Consider the following 16,747-nt stretch of genomic DNA (forward strand, 5'->3'; position numbering starts at 1 on the left):
AACAGGAATCCTCCGGTGTCCCAGTCCATCCCCAGCTTCGCCGTCACCCGTTCGGACCACCCGCGCAGCGCTGAAGAGCGCGCCCAGATCCTGGAGAAGCCGGGCTTCGGCCTGCACTTCACCGACCACATGGTGGAAGTGCGCTGGGACAAGGATGCCGGCTGGCACAACGCCAACGTGCGTGCCTACGGCCCGCTGCAGCTGGACCCGGCCGCCGCCGTGCTGCACTACGGCCAGGAAATCTTCGAAGGCATCAAGGCCTACCGCCATGCCGACGGTTCCATCTGGACCTTCCGCCCGGACGCCAACGGCCGTCGCCTGCAGCGCTCGGCCCAGCGTCTGGCGCTGCCGGAACTGCCGGTGGAGATCTTCGTTGAATCGCTCAAGCAGCTGATCGCGCTGGACAAGGACTGGGTGCCGTCGGCCGACGAATCCAGCCTGTACTTCCGTCCGTTCATGATCGGCGACGAGGCCTTCCTCGGCGTGCGCGGCGCGCACAAGGCCGGCTACTACGTCATCGCCAGCCCGGCCGGCCCGTACTTCGCCAAGGGCGTTGCCCCGGTCTCGATCTGGCTGTCCACCGAATACGCGCGTGCGGCCAAGGGCGGCACCGGTGCGGCCAAGTGCGGCGGCAACTACGCCGCTTCCCTGCTGCCGCAGCAGAAGGCGCAGGCGCAGGGCTGCTCGCAGGTGCTGTTCCTGGACCCGGTGGAAGGCAAGTACCTGGAAGAACTGGGCGGCATGAATGTCTTCCTGGTCTACAAGGACGGCACCCTGGTCACCCCGGAACTGTCCGGCAGCATCCTGGAAGGCATCACCCGCGAAAGCATCCTGCAGCTGGCACGCGACCGTGGCATGAAGGTCGAAGAGCGCAAGGTCACCATCGATGAGTGGAAGCAGGGCGTGGCCTCGGGCGAGATCGCCGAAGTGTTCGCCTGCGGTACCGCCGCCGTGGTCACCCCGATCGGCCAGCTGAAGGGCGAGGGCTTCTCGGTGGGCGACATCAGCGCACCGGCCGGCGAAGTCACCATGTCGCTGCGCAAGGAACTGACCGACATCCAGTACGGCCGCCTGCCGGACCGCCACAACTGGCTGGTCAAGCTGGGCTGATCGCCCTCCACGCGTCTGTAGAGTCGAGCTTGCTCGACTGCTCTCCGCTTGGTTTCCCCAGAAAGCCCGTCCCCGCGACGGGCTTTCTGCGTTGTGGTGACCCATCCCGGCGGCCCCACCGCCGATGTCAGCAAAGACATCGCAGGACAGCCCAAGTCCCAGTCATGTCCGTGCACGTGACGTGAAAGTTCCTTCACCTTCACAAACCCTCCACACGGAAAGTCTCAGAACAGACATTTCATGTTGCTGAAAAGACACTGAAAATCTTGTGGTGTCCGGATCGAGCCTTTAGCGTCATCTGACAGCGGATCGACAGGGGAATCCGCTCACTCACCGGACGCCGAGCCGCGCCCTCGTTCCTTGCCAAGCGCTCGCGCCGGTGCTTCTGCCGATTCCGGCATTCACACCACTAGAAAGGGAAATTCCGATGTCCCAGGTTTCGCATCTGCGTGCGCGCAAGTCGTGGGTGGTTCTCAGTGCGTCTGTTGTCACCTCCCTGCTGCTGGCCGCCCCGGCCTTCGCCGGTGACGTCCAGCTCAGCGGCCTGCAGTCCGCCCCGACGCACCAGCGTTTCATCGTGAAGTACCGTGAAGGCAGTGCCCCGGTGGCCAACACCACCGCACTGGCCTCGTCCCTGAAGACCGCTGCGGCCGGTCTGTCCAGCAGCCAGGGCCGCGCCCTGGGCCTGCAGGAAGTCCGCAAGCTGGCCATCGGCCCGACCGTGGTCAAGACCGACCGCGCGCTGGACCAGGCCGAATCCGAGCTGCTGATGCGCAAGCTCGCCGCCGACCCGAACGTGGAATACGTGGAAGTCGACCAGATCATGCGGCCGACCCTGGTGCCCAACGACGCCCGCCTGAGCGAACAGTGGGGCTTCGGCACCTCCAACGCCTCGATCAATGTCCGCCCGGCCTGGGACAAGGCCACCGGCACCGGCGTGGTCGTGGCGGTGATCGACACCGGCATCACCAGCCATCCGGATCTGAACGCCAACATCCTGCCCGGCTATGACTTCATCAGCGATGCCGCGATGGCCCGCGATGGCGGTGGCCGTGACAGCAACCCGAACGACGAAGGCGACTGGTACGCCGCCAACGAATGTGGCGCCGGCTACCCGGCTTCAAACTCCAGCTGGCACGGTACCCACGTGGCCGGCACCATCGCCGCGGTGACCAACAACAGCACCGGCGTGGCCGGTACCGCCTTCAACGCCAAGGTCGTGCCGGTGCGCGTGCTGGGCAAGTGCGGCGGCTACACCTCCGACATCGCCGACGCGATCGTCTGGGCCTCCGGTGGCACCGTCAGCGGCGTGCCCGCCAACGCCAATCCGGCCGAAGTCATCAACATGTCGCTGGGTGGCAGCGGCAGCTGCTCCACCACCTACCAGAATGCGATCAACGGCGCCGTTGGCCGTGGCACCACCGTGGTGGTCGCCGCCGGCAACAGCAACACCAACGTGTCCTCGGCCGTGCCGGCCAACTGCCCGAACGTGATCGCGGTGGCCGCCACCACCTCGGCCGGCGCCCGCGCCAGCTTCTCCAACTACGGCACCGGCATCGACGTGTCGGCACCGGGTGCCAACATCCTGTCCACCCTCAACACCGGCACCACCGTGCCGGCCAGCGCCAGCTATGCCTCCTACAACGGCACTTCGATGGCGGCACCGCACGTGGCCGGCGTGGTCGCGCTGATGCAGTCGGTGGCACCGAGCCCGCTCAGCCCGGCGCAGGTGGAAAGCATCCTGAAGAGCACCGCGCGTGCGCTTCCGGGCGCCTGCTCCGGCGGTTGCGGCGCGGGCATCGTCGACGCCGATGCAGCGGTCACGGCCGCCATCAACGGCGGCGGTGGCACCACCCCGGAACCGGGTGGCACCGTGCTGCAGAACAACGTGCCGGTGACCGGCCTGGGCGCGTCCAGCGGCGCCTCGCTCAGCTACACCGTGCAGGTGCCGGCCGGCAGCAGCCAGCTGCGCGTGGCCATCAGCGGTGGCAGCGGTGATGCCGATCTGTACATCCGCCAGGGCAGCGCCCCGACCGATACCACCTACACCTGCCGCCCGTACCTGAGCGGCAACAACGAGACCTGCACCGTCAACAGCCCGGCCGCTGGCACCTGGCACGTGCGGGTGAAGGCCTACAGCACCTTCTCGGGCCTGACCCTCAACGCCCAGTACTGAGCCCAAGTCCCTCTCCAAGGGCACGCCCCGGCTTCGGTCGGGGTGTTTTTTTGGGGCTGCGCGGTGGTGGGTGCCGACCTGGGGCGGCACGCTGTTGCTCAGACCGATTCGAAGCGGTTGGCGGCCACGTTCTTGCGCACGTGCTGCGGATCGAAGATGCGGCCGTTCATGGCGATGTACACGCCCGACGGCAGCGACTGCACCGCGCCGATCGCACAGCCGATGTTGAATTCGGCATCCGAACCGCGGAAGCGCGCCGGGCTGAGCGCACCGGTCATCACGATGGTCTTGTCGGCGATGGTCGACAGCACCTTGCCGGTCTGCACCATCGAATCGGTGCCGTGGGTGACCAGCACGTGGCGGGTAGGCTGTGCGGCGATGGTGGCCCGGATCAGCTCACGGTCCTCATCGTTGATGTGCAGCGAATCCTTGCGCAGGATCGGAATCACGTTGAAACGGAAGGTCACCCCCAGCTCGCGCAGGATCATGCCGATCTGCGGGTCGCCGATCTGGTAGTCCGACTTGTCGTCGAAGTAGATCTTGTCGATCGTGCCACCGGTGGTGACGACCAGGAGTTCTTCCATCATGTGCATGCGCGAAACCAGGACAGGTACAGCGGCGCGGGGCCGGGAACACAGATGATACGGCCCGGCGGGCGCAGCGTCAGCGCCGCTTGCTGAAGCGGGCCCGCAGGCCGGGCAGGCTGGCGGCGAAGATCACCAGCAGCGCCAGCGCCACTTCGATCAGGGCCAGCGCGCGGGTCTGCGGGTGGCTCCAGGCGCTCATCACGCCGTGGCTGAACCAGCCCAGCGCCAGCACCGAGGCCCAGAAGCCGGCCTTGCGCCAGCCCAGGCGCAGGGCGATCGCCAGCGCCAGCGGCGGTGCGGTGAACACCAGCTGGGTGGCCAGCCAGTGCTTGTCATTGATGAACCAGCCCACGAACAGCGCGGCCAGGCCCAGCAGCGCCAGCAGCAGCACGGTGTGGGGCGCGCGGCTCATCGGGCCAGGCGCTGCGCGATATCGGCCACGCGCCGGCCCAGTGCACGCGCCAGCAGGGCTTCATCCTCGCTGGGCTGCGGGTCGTCTGCGGCGCCGGCCACGTGGCTGGCACCGTAGGGCGTACCGCCACTGGTGGTGTGGCTCAGCGCCGGCTCGGTGAAGGGGATGCCCACGATCAGGCAGCCGTGGTGCAGCAGCGGCAGCTGCATCGACAGCAGCGTCGATTCCTGGCCGCCGTGCATCGACGCGGTGGAGGTGAACACCCCCGCCGGTTTGCCGGCCAGCGTGCCGTTCACCCATTCGGCACCCAGCCCATCCAGGAAATGCTTGACCGGCGCGGCCATGTTGCCGAAGCGGGTGGGGCTGCCCAGCAGCACGCCCTGGCATTCGGCCAGGTCCTGCACGCTGACATACGGGGCGCCTTCATCGGGCACGGGCGGCTGCGCGGTCTGGGTCACGGCGGCCACCGGCGGCACCGTGCGCAGGCGCGCGCTCATGCCCGGCACTTCGCCGATACCGCGCGCGATCTGGCGCGCCAGCCGTGCCACCGAACCGCCGCGGCTGTAGTACAGCACCAGGATTTCGCCCATCGTGCCCAGGTCTCCTCATCGTGTGGACGCCAGTATGGCTATCCTGCACGCATTCCGCATCGGGTACCCTTGCGCCGATGGAACCTCTGGATACGCTCAACCTGTGGATGGAGCGCGCGCGGGATCGCGCACGGACCGCCAGCTTCGGCCGCTTCCTGTGGCGGCGCTTTCTCGACGACCGCCTGTTCCAGGCCGCCGCCGCGCTGGCCTACACCACCGTGTTCGCGCTGGTGCCGCTGGCGATTGTCGTATTCGGCGTGCTGTCGGCCTTCCCGGTCTTCGACCGCTGGAGCGACCAGCTCAGCGACTACGTGTTTTCCAACTTCGTGCCCAGCGCCGCGCGCGCGGCCGAAGGCTACCTGCGGCAGTTCTCGGCCAGTGCCGGCCAGCTCACCGCCGCCGGCTTCATCGCCCTGGTGGTGTCGCTGCTGATCACGCTCAACAGCGTGGAAGAAACCTTCAACCAGATCTGGCGGGTCGGTTCGACCCGGCCCAAGCTCACCCGCTTCCTGGTGTACTGGACTGTGCTGACCCTGGGCGCGATGCTCGCTGCAGCGTCGCTGGCGGTGTCGGCGCGGGTGCTGGCGCTGCCGCTGTTCGGCACCCAGGAAGGGCGCTGGCTGGCCGACCTGGGCCTGCGGCTGGCGCCGGTACTGATCGAATTCATCTGCATCATGCTGGTCTACCGCGTGGTGCCGCACCACACGGTGAAGTGGCGCCACGCGATTCCCGGCGCCGTGCTGGCCGCGGTGATGCTGGAGCTGGTGAAGTGGGGCATCGGTGCCTACCTGGGCAGTTTCCAGTCGTACCAGAAGCTGTACGGCACCGTGGCCTTCGTGCCGATCCTGCTGCTGTGGATCTACCTGTGCTGGGTGGCCGTGCTGCTGGGCGCGTCGCTGGCCTCGTCGATGGCCGCCTTCCGCTACCAGCCGGTGGAGCTGCGCCTGCCGCAGGGCTACGAGTTCTATGGCCTGCTGCGCCTGCTCGGGCGCTTCCACTACGCGCGCGCCGCCGGCAAGGGGCTGGATGACGATGAAATCCTGCGCATGGAGCCGATGCTGACCGACTCGCTGCTGCAGGACCTGGTCTGCAACCTGCAGGACATCGGCCTGCTGCGCCGCGATGAGCGTGGCGAATGGTTGCTGGCGCGTGACCTGGAACAGGTCAGCCTGGCCGATCTGTACGAATGCACCCAGCTGCGCATTCCGGTGGCCGAGCAGCACCTGCCTTACCGCGACGACAGTCTGGGCCAGGCCGCGCTGGCGGCGCTGGACGAACTTCGCCTGCCGCTGCGCGAGCGCTTGAAGCGGCGCGTCAGCGATATCTATTCCGCTCCCGGAGACACCCCATGATGCACAAGACCCCGTTGCTGCTGGCCCTGCTGCTGGCCCTGGCGGCCTGCAAGCCGGCACAGGAACCAGCGCCCGTCAGCAGCGCGCCGCCGGCGCAGGCGCCCACCCCGGCCGCACCGGCGCCGGTTGAAGAGGCCCCGGCCGAGCGCACCACGGCCGAATTTCCCACCCTGAAGATGAAGGCGGTGGACGGCAGCGACTACGACCTGGCCGCCCATCGCGGCAAGTGGGTGGTGGTGAACTTCTGGGCGACCTGGTGTGCGCCGTGCCGCAAGGAAATGCCGGAGCTGTCGGCGCTGCACGCCATGCGCAACAACATCGAAGTGGTGGGCCTGGCCTATGAAGAAATCGAAGTGCCGGAGATGCAGGCGTTCCTGGGCAAGCATCCGGTGACCTATCCGATCGTGGTGGTCGATCCCTTCGACCCGCCGGCCGATTTCGCCATTCCGCGCGGGCTGCCGCTCACCCATCTGATCGCCCCCGATGGCAAGCTCGCGCACACCTTCCTGGGCCCGGTCACCGCCGCCGACATCGAACAGCAGATCGCCGCAGCCCGGTAGAGTCGACCGTTGGTCGACTGAAAACACGGCGGGGTCGGATCCCGTTGCCACGCAACGGGCTCTGACCCCTTCCCGATCCATCCACGCATGGCGTGGATCTACCGCGTCCAAGCCACGGCGGGGTCGGATCCCGTTGCCACGCAACGGGCTCTGACCCCTTCCCGGATCATCCACGCATGGCGTGGATCTACCGCGCCCAAGCCATGGCGGGGTCGGATCCCGTTGCCACGCAACGGGCTCTGACCCCTTCCCGGATCATCCACGCATGGCGTGGATCTACCGCGCCCAAGCCATGGCGGGGTCGGATCCCGTTGCCACGCAACGGGCTCTAACCCCTTCCCGATCCATCCACGCATGGCGTGGATCTACCGCGCCCAAGCCATGGCGGGGTCGGATCCCGTTGCCACGCAACGGGCTCTGACCCCTTCCCGATCCATCCACGCATGGCGTGGATCTACCGCGCCCAAGCCATGGCGGGGTCGGATCATCCACGCATGGCGTGGATTTACCGATCCTCGACCGGGAACTCTTCGATCGGCTTCAGCACATCGTAGTGCTCGCGGTGCAGCTTGCCCTTCAGCGCGGGCAGTTCCGGCAGCGGTGCATCCACCCGCGTGTCCGGCAGCCGGTCCAGCAGGTTGCGCACCAGGGTCAGCCGCCCCAGCCGCTGGTCGTTGAAATCCACCAGGGTCCACGGCGCCTGCTCGCGGTGCGTCGCCCGCAGCATCGCCTCGCGCGCCTCGGTATACGCGCTGTACTTGCTGCGCGATTTCAGATCCACCGGTGACAGCTTCCAGCCCTTCAGCGGATCCACGTGCCGCTCGGCGAAGCGTTTTTCCTGCTGGGCCTGGTCCACGCACAGCCAGTACTTGAACAGCAGGATGCCTTCATCCACCAGCAATTGCTCGAACACCGGTGCCTGGCGCAGGAAGCGCTGGTACTCGCCCTCGCTGCAGTAGCCCATCACCCGTTCCACGCCGGCACGGTTGTACCAGCTGCGGTCCATCAGCACGATTTCGCCGGCGGCAGGAAGATGGCTGGCGTAACGCTGGAAGTACCACTGGGTGGCTTCGCGGTCGGTCGGCTTGGGCAGGGCCACCACCCGGCACTGGCGGGGGTTCAGGTGCTGGCTGATCGCCTGGATCGCGCCCCCCTTGCCGGCGGTATCGCGGCCCTCGAACAGCACCAGCAGGCGCTGCCCCGTGTGCTGTACCCAGCGCGCCATCGCCGTCAGTTCCAGCTGCAGCGGCTGCAGCAGTGCGTCGTAGTCCTTGCGTTTCAGCTTGCCCATGGGTGCACCACGCGGGAAGGAAACCCGAGCCTAGCGCAGCACTTGCCCACGCAATGTCGACGCCGGGGTAGAGTCGACCGTTGGTCGACTATCGCGCGCAGCGCGGGCTGTTCCTGGGCTCCTGCGAAGGGCAGTCGACCAACGGTCGACTCTACCCAGCCACGCCTGTCCAGCCGTGCTCACGCGCCAGCGCCTGCAACAACGCGGACAGATCCAACGCAAACCCGGCCATGTCGAACACGCCGCTGCGCTCGCGCGCCTGCGCCAGCTGCGCGCGCAGTGCCGACAGGGCCGCCGGGTCGTTGCCCAGCGCGCTTGCGGTCGCCACGAAGGCGGCATCGTCGGCCACGTTCATGGCCTGCAGGCCCAGGTGATGGTTGAGGCTGCCAGCCACGCGTGCGGCGAAGGTCTCGCCCGGGCAGGTCAGCACCGGGCAGCCGGCCCACAGCGCGTCGGACGCGGTGGTGTGTGCGTTGTAGGGATGGGTGTCCAGGAACAGGTCGGCCAGGGCGTAGCGCGCCAGGTACTGGGGGTGCGCAAGCTTGGCCATGAACACCAGTCGCGCCGGGTCCACGCCCGCGGCACGTGCGGCATCGCGCAGGCGTGCATCGGCCTTGCCCGGCCCGGACAGCAGCCACAGCACGCTGCCCGGTACCGCCTGCAGCACGGCGAAGGCGCGCGCCATGCTGCGCGGGTTGAGCTTGTAACTGTTGTTGAAGCAGCAGAACACCACGCCCTGGGCGGGCAGGCCGCAGTCGGCGCGGCTGGGCGCCGCTTCCACAATGCGGGTGTTGTCCGACGGCTGGAACGCGCGCGGCAGGCGCAGCACGCGTTCGCTGTAATGCGGTTCCAGCGCGGCGGGCAGGGCGAAGCCATCGGCCACCACGGCATCCAGCCACGCTGCGCCGGACGTGCCTGGATACGCCAGCCAGTTCAGCTGCAGCGGGGCCGGGCGCATGGCCAGCACTTCCGGCGTGCCGCCGCCGCCCCAGCCGCGCAGGTCGAACAGCAGGTCGATGCCCTGCGCGCGGATGCGTGCGGCGGTCTCGGCGTGGCGCAGCCCGGCCACGGCATGCAGCGTGGTGGCTGCCTGCAGGCGTTGGCGGATGCGGCTGCCATCGTCGCGGTTCAGGGCAAACAGATGCAGCTGCAGTGCCGGGTCGGCCCGCAGCTGCTCGAACAGCGCCACCGTCAGCAGACCGGTCGGATGGGCGCCGAAGCCGTTGGACAGAAAACCCACCCGCAACGGCCCGCGCGCGCGCACCTGCGCCGGCGGCAGCGGCCGCACCGAGGCAGCCACGGCCGTTGCCCGGCTGCGCGCGCAGGCCAGCTGTTCGGCCGCGCTGGCGTCTTCGCTCAGGAAAGCAAACGGTTCAACTACACCTTGGCCGGAAGCCACCGCACGGCGGACCTGCGCGGCCAGCGTATCCAGATCGCGCCAATCGCACAGGCGGCGCTGCCAGGCCAGGCGCTGGGCGGCGATATAGGGCTCACCCGGCATCAGGGTGTGCGCGCGCCGGTAGGCCTCGGCGGCGCCTTCGGCATCGTTGGCATCTTCCAGCGCATGGCCCAGCCACAGGGCAATGCCCGGATGCTGCGGCGCCAGCGTGGATGCCTGGCGCAGCAGGGTAGCTGCATCGGCATGGGCGCCGGCCATCCAGGCCACGCGGCCCAGCCGTGCCAGCGCTTCGGGGTGGTCGGGGCGCAGCTGCAGTGCGCGCCGCGCGGCGCGTTCACCGGCGGCGATGTCGCCCGCTTCCAGTTCCACGTCGGCCAGCATCACCCAGGCAACGAAATCGCCCGGCTGGCGGGCCAGCGCCTGCTGCAGTTGCTGCCGTTGCTGCCAGGCCGACACCGTGCTCAGCCCGCCGAAAGCTGGGCCAACGCGTCCACCTGGTGCTCGTGGCTTAGGCGCTGCAGCAGCGGGTCCAGATCGCCCGCCAGCACATTGGGCAGGTCGTACAGGGTCAGCCCTTCCACGCGATGGTCGGTGATCCGGCCCTGCGGGAAGTTGTAGGTGCGGATGCGCTGGCTGCGATCGCCGCTGCCCACCTGCAGGCGGCGTGATTCGGCCTGCGCGGCGTCCTGGCGCTGGCGTTCGGCATCCAGCAGCTGCGCCTTCAGGCGCTTCATCGCCTTGTCCCGGTTGGCGTGCTGGCTGCGCTCGGTCTGGCATTCCACCACCACGCCGGTCGGCACGTGGGTGATGCGGATGGCTGATTCGGTCTTGTTCACGTGCTGGCCGCCGGCACCGGACGAACGGAACGTATCGACCTTCAGGTCGGCCGGGTTGATGACGATCTCATCCACCTCGTCCGCTTCGGGAATGATCGCCACCGTGGCCGCGGAGGTATGGATGCGGCCCTGCGATTCGGTGGCCGGCACGCGCTGCACGCGGTGCGTGCCCGATTCGAATTTCAGGCGCGAGAACGCACCGCGGCCGACCACGCGGGCCACCACTTCCTTGTAGCCGCCATGTTCGCCGGGGCTGTCCGATTCGATCTCGACCTTCCAGCCCTGGCGCTCGGCATAGCGGGCATACATGCGGAACAGGTCGCCGGCGAAGATCGCCGCTTCGTCGCCGCCGGTGCCAGCGCGCACTTCCAGGAACAGGTTGCCGTCGTCGCGCGGGTCGCGCGGCACCAGCAGCAGCGCCAGTTCCTGCTCCAGTTCCTGCAGGCGGGCCTGGGCAGCGGCGATCTCTTCGTCGGCCAGCTCGCGCAGGTCCGGATCGGCGCGCATGCCCTCGGCGGCCGTCAGGTCGGCCTTGGCGCGGGCTTCTTCGGCCAGCGCGGTGGCGATCGGTTCCAGTTGGGCGAATTCGCGCGAAAGATCGCGGAAACGCGCATTGTCGGCGACCACGTCGGGTTCGGCGAGCAGGCGTTCCAGTTCTTCGCGGCGCTCGGCCAGCGCTTCCAGCTTACGGCGCAGGGTCGGCGTCATCGGGTCTCACGGGGGGATGGTGGTAGCCCGGCGTTGCCGGGAACAGGCGCTGCGCGGCGCGGGTCAGCTCGGCATCGCCGCTGAGTGCGGCCGCGCGCAGGGCCGCTGTGGGTGGGTGCAGCAGGCGGTTGGTCAGGCCATGGGCCAGCAGTTCCAGGACTTCATCGGCCGACTTGCCGTTGGCCAGCTGCTGGCGCGCACGCTCCAGCAGTTCGGCGCGGGTGGCTTCGCCGAACGCGCGCAGCTGCCGCAGCGGCGCCTGGTGGGCGCTGGCCTGCAGGGTTTCCACATAGCGGGAAACCTGCAGGTCGATGATCGCCTCGGCCTCGGCGGCGGCCTCGCGACGCCCGCGGCGGTTGTCTTCCACCGCGCGCTCAAGATCGTCCACCGTGTACAGGAAGGCGTCGTTCAGCGTGGCGACATCGGCTTCGATGTCGCGCGGCACGGCCAGGTCGAACAGCAGCATCGGCTTGTGCCGGCGCGCGCGCAGGGCATTGGCCACGGCAGCGCGGTGGATCACCGGCTCACGCGCGGCGGTGGCCGAGAACACCACGTCGGCCTCGGCCAGGTGGCGCTCCAGCTCGGTCAGGGGCAGGGCCACACCGCCGTGGCGGCTGGCCAGTTCCTGGGCATGGGCCAGGGTGCGGTTGGCGATCAGCAGGCGCCGCACCTTGCCTTCGCTCAGGTGCCGGGCGGCCAGTTCGATGGTCTCGCCCGCGCCGACCAGCAGCACAGTGGATTCATCCAGGCGCGCGAACGCGTTCTGCGCCAGGCGTACCGCCGCCGAGGCCACCGACACCGGGTTGGCGCCGACCTGGGTATCGGTACGGGCGCGCTTGGCCACCGAGAAGGTCTGCTGGAACAACTGGTCCAGGCGCTGGCCCAGCAGGCCGTGATCGCGGGCGGTGGACCAGGCGTCCTTCACCTGGCCCAGGATCTGCGGTTCACCCAGCACCATGGAATCCAGCCCGGTGGCGACCCGGAACAGATGGCGCACGGCATCGGCGTCGGCATGCTGGTACAGGTAGCCCTGCAGATCGCCGGCCTGCTGCTGCAGCCACTGGTCCAGCGCCTGCGCCGAATCGGCGACCGCATACAGTTCAGTGCGGTTGCAGGTGGACAGCAGCACCGCCTCGGCGATCTGCGGGGTGTCGCGCAGCGAACCGAGCGCGCGCGGCAGCGCCTCACCGGCGAAGGCCGCGCGTTCGCGCAGTTCCACCGGTGCGGTCTGGTGATTCAGTCCGAGCACCCACAGGGTCATTGTTCAGTTGCTTGCGATAAGCTGCTGGCCATTGGACGACATTTTAAGGCCCCGATGCCGACGATGCCCGCATTGATTCGCATCCCCAGTGTTCTGCTGCTGTCCCTGGCCTGTGCCCAGGCGGTGTCGGCAGCGCCGGCCAAGGCCCCCACACGGGCCCCGGCCGCCGGAGCACTGGCCCTGGAACCGGTGATCGCCGGCGAATTCGCCCTGCAGGCCGGCAAGCTGGCCGAGGCCGCGCGCTGGTACCTGCAGGCGGCCCAGCAGACCGACGGCGACGCTGGCCTGGCCGAGCGTGCCACCCGTATTGCCATGCTGGCCAACGAGGATGCCAATGCCGCAAAGGCGCTGGCCCTGTGGCAGCAGCGTGCCCCGGCGTCCCTGCAGATGCGCAGCGCCGCGGCCGCCCTGGCCATGCGCCAGGGCAATGTGAAGACGGCCCGCAGCGAACTGCAATCACTGCTGCAGGACCGCGACGAGCAGGGCTGGAAGTTCGCCCTGGCCGCCCTGATCGGTGGCGGGCGCGATCCGGCAGTGCCGGCGCAGGTGCTGGGCGAGCTGGTCGATGCCAATGCCATTCCGGCCAGGATCGAGGCCTGGCAGGAGTTCGGGCGGCTGGCCCTGCGCATGGAAAAGCCGGAGCTGGCGCAGCGCATGATCGACGAGGTGGTGCGCCGCTTCCCGCAGGAACCGCGGGTGGCGCTGCTGCGCGCCAGCCAGTTGCAGCAGGCCGGGCAGACCGGGCAGGCGCTGACGCTGCTGCAGGGCGTGGAGCCGCAGACCCGCCAGGACCCCGAACTGCGCAACGCGGTGGCCATTGCCTATGACAGCCTGGGCCAGCCGGCCGCGGCCGAACGCGTGCTGGCATTCGGCCCGCAGGACGTGCAGACCTGGGGCATGCGCGCATCATTGCTGGCCAAGCAGGGCGACAAGGCCGCGCTGGGCAATCTGTACAACGAACTGTCGCGCCAGGCGGCCAAGCCGGATCCGGCGCAGCGCCTGCTGCTGGGCAAGATTGCCGAATACCTGCAGCGCTACCCGGAGGCGGTGAACTGGTACCACAGCGTGCCCGGCGGTGAAGAACTGAGCGAGGCGCGGCTGCGTGCGGCCAACGCGCAGGGCCTGGCCGGTCGCCAGGACCTGGCGTTGCAGGAGGTGCATGCCATCCAGTCCGACGCGACGGTGGACGATGACGTGCGCCGCGATGCCTATCTGCTGGAAGCCGAACTGCGCCAGCGCGCCGACGATCTGCCCGGTGAGCTGGATGCCCTGGCGCGTGGCCTGGCCGCCTATCCGGATGAAAACGCGCTGTTGTACGCGCGCGCCCTGGCCTGGGAACGTCGCGACGATATCGCCCGTGCCGAGGCCGACCTGCGCAAGATCCTGATCACCGAGCCGGAAAACGTGCCGGCGCTGAATGCACTGGGCTACACCCTGGCCGACCGTACCGGGCGTTACCAGGAGGCCTTGGAACTGATCGACCGCGCGCGCGTGGCCGAACCGGACAACGCCGCCATCGTCGACAGCTACGGCTGGGTGCTCTACCGCCTGGGGCGCAACGAAGAGGCCCTGGTGCAGCTGCGCCGTGCCTGGACCCTGGCCAAGGACCCGGAAATCGCCGCCCACGTGGGCGAAGTGCTGTGGGTGCTCGGCAAGCATGACGAGGCCCGCCACTTCTTCGACGAAGCGGCCAAGCTGGACCCCGAGAACCGCGCGCTGCTGCGCGCCCGCGAGAAATTCAATCCATGAGTGTTTCCTCGATCCGCCCGCTGCTGCTGGCGGCGGTGACCCTGGCGGTCAGTGCCTGCACCAGCGTCGGCACCCAGAAGACCCCGGCGCCGGAAGTCGTCTACACCGTTTCGCCGGCCGCTGAGCGCGCCGAAGAGGCGCGCGTGCAGGCGCTGCGTGCGCAGCCGGATTACGCCTTCCAGGGCCGGGTCGCGGTCAGCAAGGGCAAGAACGGCGGCAGTGGCCGCATCGACTGGGTGCAGCAGGGCAGCGAGTACCGCGTGCAGCTGAGCGCGCCGGTCACCCGCCAGAGCTGGACCCTGCAGGGCGACGCATTGCAGGGTGGGGCGCGGCTGGAAGGGCTGGGCGACGGCCCGCGCACAGGCGACGACGCGCGCCTGTTGCTGCTCGATGCCACCGGCTGGGACATCCCGGTCAGTGAACTGTCCGACTGGACCCGCGGCCTGGTGCTGCGCGGCAGCGGTGAAAGTGCCGTGGAGCGTGATGCCGAGGGCCGCCCGCGGCGCATGCAGCAGGCCGGCTGGCTGATCCAGTACCTGGATTGGTACCCGGCGCAGGACGGACGCCCGGCCCTGCCGCGGCGGATCGAGGCCAGCCGCGAGGACGCCAAGGTACGCCTGCTGGTGGACCAGTGGGGCGCCGACGCCCCATGACTGCGCAGATTGACGCCGACGGCTGGTCCTGGTGGCCGGCCCCGGCCAAGCTGAACCTGTTCCTGCATATCACCGGCCGCCGCGCCGACGGCTACCACGAACTGCAGACGGTGTTCCGTCTGCTGGACTGGGGCGACCGCATTGGCCTGCGCCTGCGTGAAGACGGTCAGGTGCGCCGCGAGGGTGACGGCCTGGCCGGCGTGGCGGAAGACCAGGACCTGGCCGTGCGCGCAGCGCGCTTGCTCAAAAAAGTGGCCAATGTCGCCCAGGGTGCTGACATCATCGTCGAAAAGCATGTGCCTGCGGGTGGCGGCTTCGGCGGTGGCTCGTCCGACGCAGCCACCGTGCTGGTGGTGCTGAACCGGCTGTGGCAGGCCGGCCTGGACGAGGATGCGCTGGCCGAACTGGGCCTGCAGCTGGGGGCCGACGTGCCGGTGTTCGTGCGCGGCCGCAATGCCTGGGCCGAAGGGGTGGGCGAGCGCCTGCAGCCGATCGCGCTGCCCGCGGCCTGGTATGTGATCGCCGAACCGGGCGTTCATGTTCCGACCCCGGCCCTGTTTGCTGACCCGGATTTGACGCGCGACAGCCCAGTTGCGAAAATAGAGGACTTCGCTTCCGGCGCTCTGGTCGGAAACGTGTTCGAGCCGGTGCTGCGCCGTCGCGAGCCTGCCGTCGAGGCGGTGCTTGCCTCGTTGAGCCGCATAGGCCGGGCACGTTTGACCGGGTCCGGAAGTGGTTGTTTCGTCGAGTTCGATTCGCAGGCTGCCGCAGAGCAGGGACGAGCGAAATTGCCGAAGGAGTTGCGGGCAAGGGTGGCAGCGGGCGTCATGCGTTCGCCACTGCTGGAAGCACTCGAGCAACACTGATTCATCACTGCAGGGGCGTCGCCAAGAGGCCCAAGGCACCAGGTTTTGATCCTGGCATTCGTAGGTTCGAATCCTACCGCCCCTGCCAATTGCGGCTGTGTCCGCGCCTTCCAGCGCATCGACCGCGCGGGACGTGGAAACAGCCGCGGTGTTGTCAGCAGCAAGGGCCCAACGGTCCTTGCCGCTACCGGATCCCCGCCACTCGTCCCCGCCCGAGACAATCATGATGCAAGAGTCCCCGAACCTGCTGGTATTTTCCGGCAACGCCAACAAACGTCTGGCGCAGAACATCTGCAAGGAACTGGGGGTTCGCCCGGGCAAGGCACTGGTCTCGCACTTCTCCGATGGTGAAGTGCAGGTGGAAATCGAAGAGAACGTGCGCAAGCAGGACGTCTTCGTGATCCAGCCGACCAGCGCGCCGAGCGCGGAAAACCTGATGGAACTGCTGGTGCTGATCGACGCGCTCAAGCGCGCATCGGTGAACAGCGTGACCGCCGTGGTGCCGTACTTCGGTTACTCGCGTCAGGATCGCCGCATGCGCTCCTCGCGCGTGCCGATCACCGCCAAGCTGGCGGCGAAGATGTTCAGCACCGCTGGCGCTGATCGCGTGCTGACCGTCGACCTGCACGCCGACCAGATCCAGGGTTTCTTCGATATCCCGGTGGACAACGTGTATGCGTCCCCGCTGCTGCTGGCCGACATCTGGCGCGCCTACGGCACCGAGAACCTGATCGTCGTTTCGCCGGACGTGGGTGGCGTGGTCCGCGCCCGCGCCGTGGCCAAGCGCCTGGATGATGCCGACCTGGCCATCATCGACAAGCGCCGCCCGCGCGCCAACGTCTCCACCGTGATGAACATCATCGGTGACGTCGAAGGCAAGACCTGCGTGATGGTCGATGACATCGTCGATACCGCCGGCACCCTGTGCGCTGCTGCCGCTGCCCTGAAGGCGCGCGGTGCGCTGAAGGTCGCCGCGTACTGCACCCACGCGGTGCTGTCGGGCCCGGCGGTGGACAACATCACCAACTCGCAGCTGGACGAACTGGTGGTGACCGACACCATCCCGCTGAAGGACGCCGCGCGCGTGTGCAGCAAGATCCGCCAGCTCAGCGTGGCGGAAATGCTGGCCGAAACGATGCGCCGCATCGCCTTCGGCGAGTCGGTCAGCTCGCTGTACGTCGATTGAGAATCCGCCCC

The 16,747-nt window shown here is 68.5% G+C and carries 15 protein-coding genes and 1 tRNA gene; 9 read left to right on the forward strand and 7 right to left on the reverse strand.

The window, feature by feature from the left end; translation table 11 throughout:
- Positions 1 to 15: 15 nt before the first annotated feature.
- Together C1931_RS03910 and C1931_RS03915 are read left to right on the forward strand one after the other, a co-directional pair.
- Positions 16 to 1,110 (forward strand): branched-chain amino acid aminotransferase, encoded by a 1,095-nt coding sequence (locus tag C1931_RS03910; protein ID WP_108755483.1) that lies wholly within the window; start codon positions 16 to 18, stop codon positions 1,108 to 1,110.
- A 427-nt stretch (positions 1,111 to 1,537) separates the two neighbouring features.
- Positions 1,538 to 3,286 carry a S8 family peptidase gene (locus C1931_RS03915; protein WP_108755484.1) on the forward strand — a complete coding sequence of 583 codons (1,749 nt, stop codon included), beginning with the start codon at positions 1,538 to 1,540 and terminating at the stop codon, positions 3,284 to 3,286.
- Positions 3,287 to 3,384: 98 nt separating this feature from the next.
- On the opposite strand, the gene C1931_RS03920 is transcribed toward C1931_RS03915, so the two are convergent.
- The 3 genes from C1931_RS03920 to wrbA all read right to left on the reverse strand — a co-directional run bounded on the left by C1931_RS03920 (position 3,385) and on the right by wrbA (position 4,875).
- The gene (locus C1931_RS03920; protein ID WP_108748623.1) at positions 3,385 to 3,870 is read right to left on the reverse strand and encodes an asparaginase domain-containing protein; all 486 of its coding nucleotides are present in this window, start codon (positions 3,868 to 3,870) and stop codon (positions 3,385 to 3,387) included.
- Positions 3,871 to 3,949: 79 nt separating this feature from the next.
- On the reverse strand, positions 3,950 to 4,285 hold the full coding sequence (locus C1931_RS03925) for a DUF2069 domain-containing protein (protein WP_108755485.1): 336 nt from the start codon (positions 4,283 to 4,285) through the stop codon (positions 3,950 to 3,952).
- Positions 4,282 to 4,875 carry an NAD(P)H:quinone oxidoreductase gene (gene wrbA / locus C1931_RS03930; RefSeq protein WP_108752256.1) on the reverse strand — a complete coding sequence of 198 codons (594 nt, stop codon included), beginning with the start codon at positions 4,873 to 4,875 and terminating at the stop codon, positions 4,282 to 4,284. Before wrbA ends, C1931_RS03925 begins: the two co-directional genes overlap by 4 nt.
- Positions 4,876 to 4,952: 77 nt before the next feature.
- On the opposite strand from wrbA, the gene C1931_RS03935 reads away from it, so the two are divergent.
- Positions 4,953 to 6,227, forward strand: a complete 1,275-nt coding sequence (locus tag C1931_RS03935; protein WP_108752257.1) for a YihY family inner membrane protein — start codon at positions 4,953 to 4,955, stop codon at positions 6,225 to 6,227.
- Positions 6,224 to 6,787, forward strand: a complete 564-nt coding sequence (locus C1931_RS03940) for a TlpA disulfide reductase family protein (RefSeq protein WP_108755486.1) — start codon at positions 6,224 to 6,226, stop codon at positions 6,785 to 6,787. Before C1931_RS03935 ends, C1931_RS03940 begins: the two co-directional genes overlap by 4 nt.
- Positions 6,788 to 7,292: 505 nt before the next feature.
- On the opposite strand, the gene ppk2 is transcribed toward C1931_RS03940, so the two are convergent.
- The 4 genes from ppk2 to hemA form a co-directional block, all read right to left on the reverse strand.
- Positions 7,293 to 8,078: a polyphosphate kinase 2 gene (ppk2, locus tag C1931_RS03945; protein WP_108755487.1), complete on the reverse strand. Its 786-nt coding sequence runs from the start codon at positions 8,076 to 8,078 to the stop codon at positions 7,293 to 7,295.
- A 151-nt stretch (positions 8,079 to 8,229) separates the two neighbouring features.
- Positions 8,230 to 9,933, reverse strand: a complete 1,704-nt coding sequence (locus C1931_RS03950; RefSeq protein ID WP_108755488.1) for a tetratricopeptide repeat protein — start codon at positions 9,931 to 9,933, stop codon at positions 8,230 to 8,232.
- A gap of 5 nt (positions 9,934 to 9,938) precedes the next feature.
- Positions 9,939 to 11,021, reverse strand: coding sequence for a peptide chain release factor 1 (gene prfA / locus C1931_RS03955; RefSeq protein WP_108752261.1), 1,083 nt, complete (start codon positions 11,019 to 11,021; stop codon positions 9,939 to 9,941).
- Positions 10,999 to 12,282, reverse strand: coding sequence for a glutamyl-tRNA reductase (gene hemA / locus C1931_RS03960; protein ID WP_108755489.1), 1,284 nt, complete (start codon positions 12,280 to 12,282; stop codon positions 10,999 to 11,001). Before hemA ends, prfA begins: the two co-directional genes overlap by 23 nt.
- 63 nt (positions 12,283 to 12,345) lie before the next feature.
- Here hemA and C1931_RS03965 point away from each other — a divergent pair, with 63 nt between their 5' ends.
- From C1931_RS03965 to C1931_RS03985, 5 genes are all read left to right on the forward strand, one after another.
- A complete protein-coding gene (locus C1931_RS03965; RefSeq protein ID WP_199913906.1) occupies positions 12,346 to 14,031 on the forward strand; it encodes a tetratricopeptide repeat protein in 1,686 nt (561 codons plus the stop codon).
- A complete protein-coding gene (gene lolB / locus C1931_RS03970) occupies positions 14,028 to 14,684 on the forward strand; it encodes a lipoprotein insertase outer membrane protein LolB (protein WP_108755491.1) in 657 nt (218 codons plus the stop codon). The genes C1931_RS03965 and lolB overlap by 4 nt, the downstream gene beginning before the upstream one ends.
- On the forward strand, positions 14,681 to 15,550 hold the full coding sequence (ispE, locus tag C1931_RS03975; protein WP_108755492.1) for a 4-(cytidine 5'-diphospho)-2-C-methyl-D-erythritol kinase: 870 nt from the start codon (positions 14,681 to 14,683) through the stop codon (positions 15,548 to 15,550). Before lolB ends, ispE begins: the two co-directional genes overlap by 4 nt.
- 11 nt (positions 15,551 to 15,561) lie before the next feature.
- A tRNA-Gln gene (locus C1931_RS03980) sits at positions 15,562 to 15,638 on the forward strand.
- Positions 15,639 to 15,776: 138 nt separating this feature from the next.
- A complete protein-coding gene (locus C1931_RS03985) occupies positions 15,777 to 16,736 on the forward strand; it encodes a ribose-phosphate diphosphokinase (protein ID WP_108751479.1) in 960 nt (319 codons plus the stop codon).
- Positions 16,737 to 16,747 lie beyond the last annotated feature (11 nt).

It is taken from the genome of Stenotrophomonas sp. YAU14A_MKIMI4_1 (genome assembly GCF_003086855.1).
GTDB lineage: Bacteria > Pseudomonadota > Gammaproteobacteria > Xanthomonadales > Xanthomonadaceae > Stenotrophomonas.

Coding starts and splice junctions, on each gene's coding strand:
- C1931_RS03915 (WP_108755484.1), top strand. CDS start 1,538: ATGTCCCAGGTTTCGCATCTGCGTGCGCGCAAGTCGTGGGTGGTTCTC.
- C1931_RS03920 (WP_108748623.1), bottom strand. CDS start 3,870: ATGGAAGAACTCCTGGTCGTCACCACCGGTGGCACGATCGACAAGATC.
- C1931_RS03925 (WP_108755485.1), bottom strand. CDS start 4,285: ATGAGCCGCGCGCCCCACACCGTGCTGCTGCTGGCGCTGCTGGGCCTG.
- wrbA (WP_108752256.1), bottom strand. CDS start 4,875: ATGGGCGAAATCCTGGTGCTGTACTACAGCCGCGGCGGTTCGGTGGCA.
- C1931_RS03935 (WP_108752257.1), top strand. CDS start 4,953: ATGGAACCTCTGGATACGCTCAACCTGTGGATGGAGCGCGCGCGGGAT.
- C1931_RS03940 (WP_108755486.1), top strand. CDS start 6,224: ATGATGCACAAGACCCCGTTGCTGCTGGCCCTGCTGCTGGCCCTGGCG.
- ppk2 (WP_108755487.1), bottom strand. CDS start 8,078: ATGGGCAAGCTGAAACGCAAGGACTACGACGCACTGCTGCAGCCGCTG.
- prfA (WP_108752261.1), bottom strand. CDS start 11,021: ATGACGCCGACCCTGCGCCGTAAGCTGGAAGCGCTGGCCGAGCGCCGC.
- hemA (WP_108755489.1), bottom strand. CDS start 12,282: ATGACCCTGTGGGTGCTCGGACTGAATCACCAGACCGCACCGGTGGAA.
- C1931_RS03965 (WP_199913906.1), top strand. CDS start 12,346: ATGCCCGCATTGATTCGCATCCCCAGTGTTCTGCTGCTGTCCCTGGCC.
- lolB (WP_108755491.1), top strand. CDS start 14,028: ATGAGTGTTTCCTCGATCCGCCCGCTGCTGCTGGCGGCGGTGACCCTG.
- ispE (WP_108755492.1), top strand. CDS start 14,681: ATGACTGCGCAGATTGACGCCGACGGCTGGTCCTGGTGGCCGGCCCCG.
- C1931_RS03985 (WP_108751479.1), top strand. CDS start 15,777: ATGCAAGAGTCCCCGAACCTGCTGGTATTTTCCGGCAACGCCAACAAA.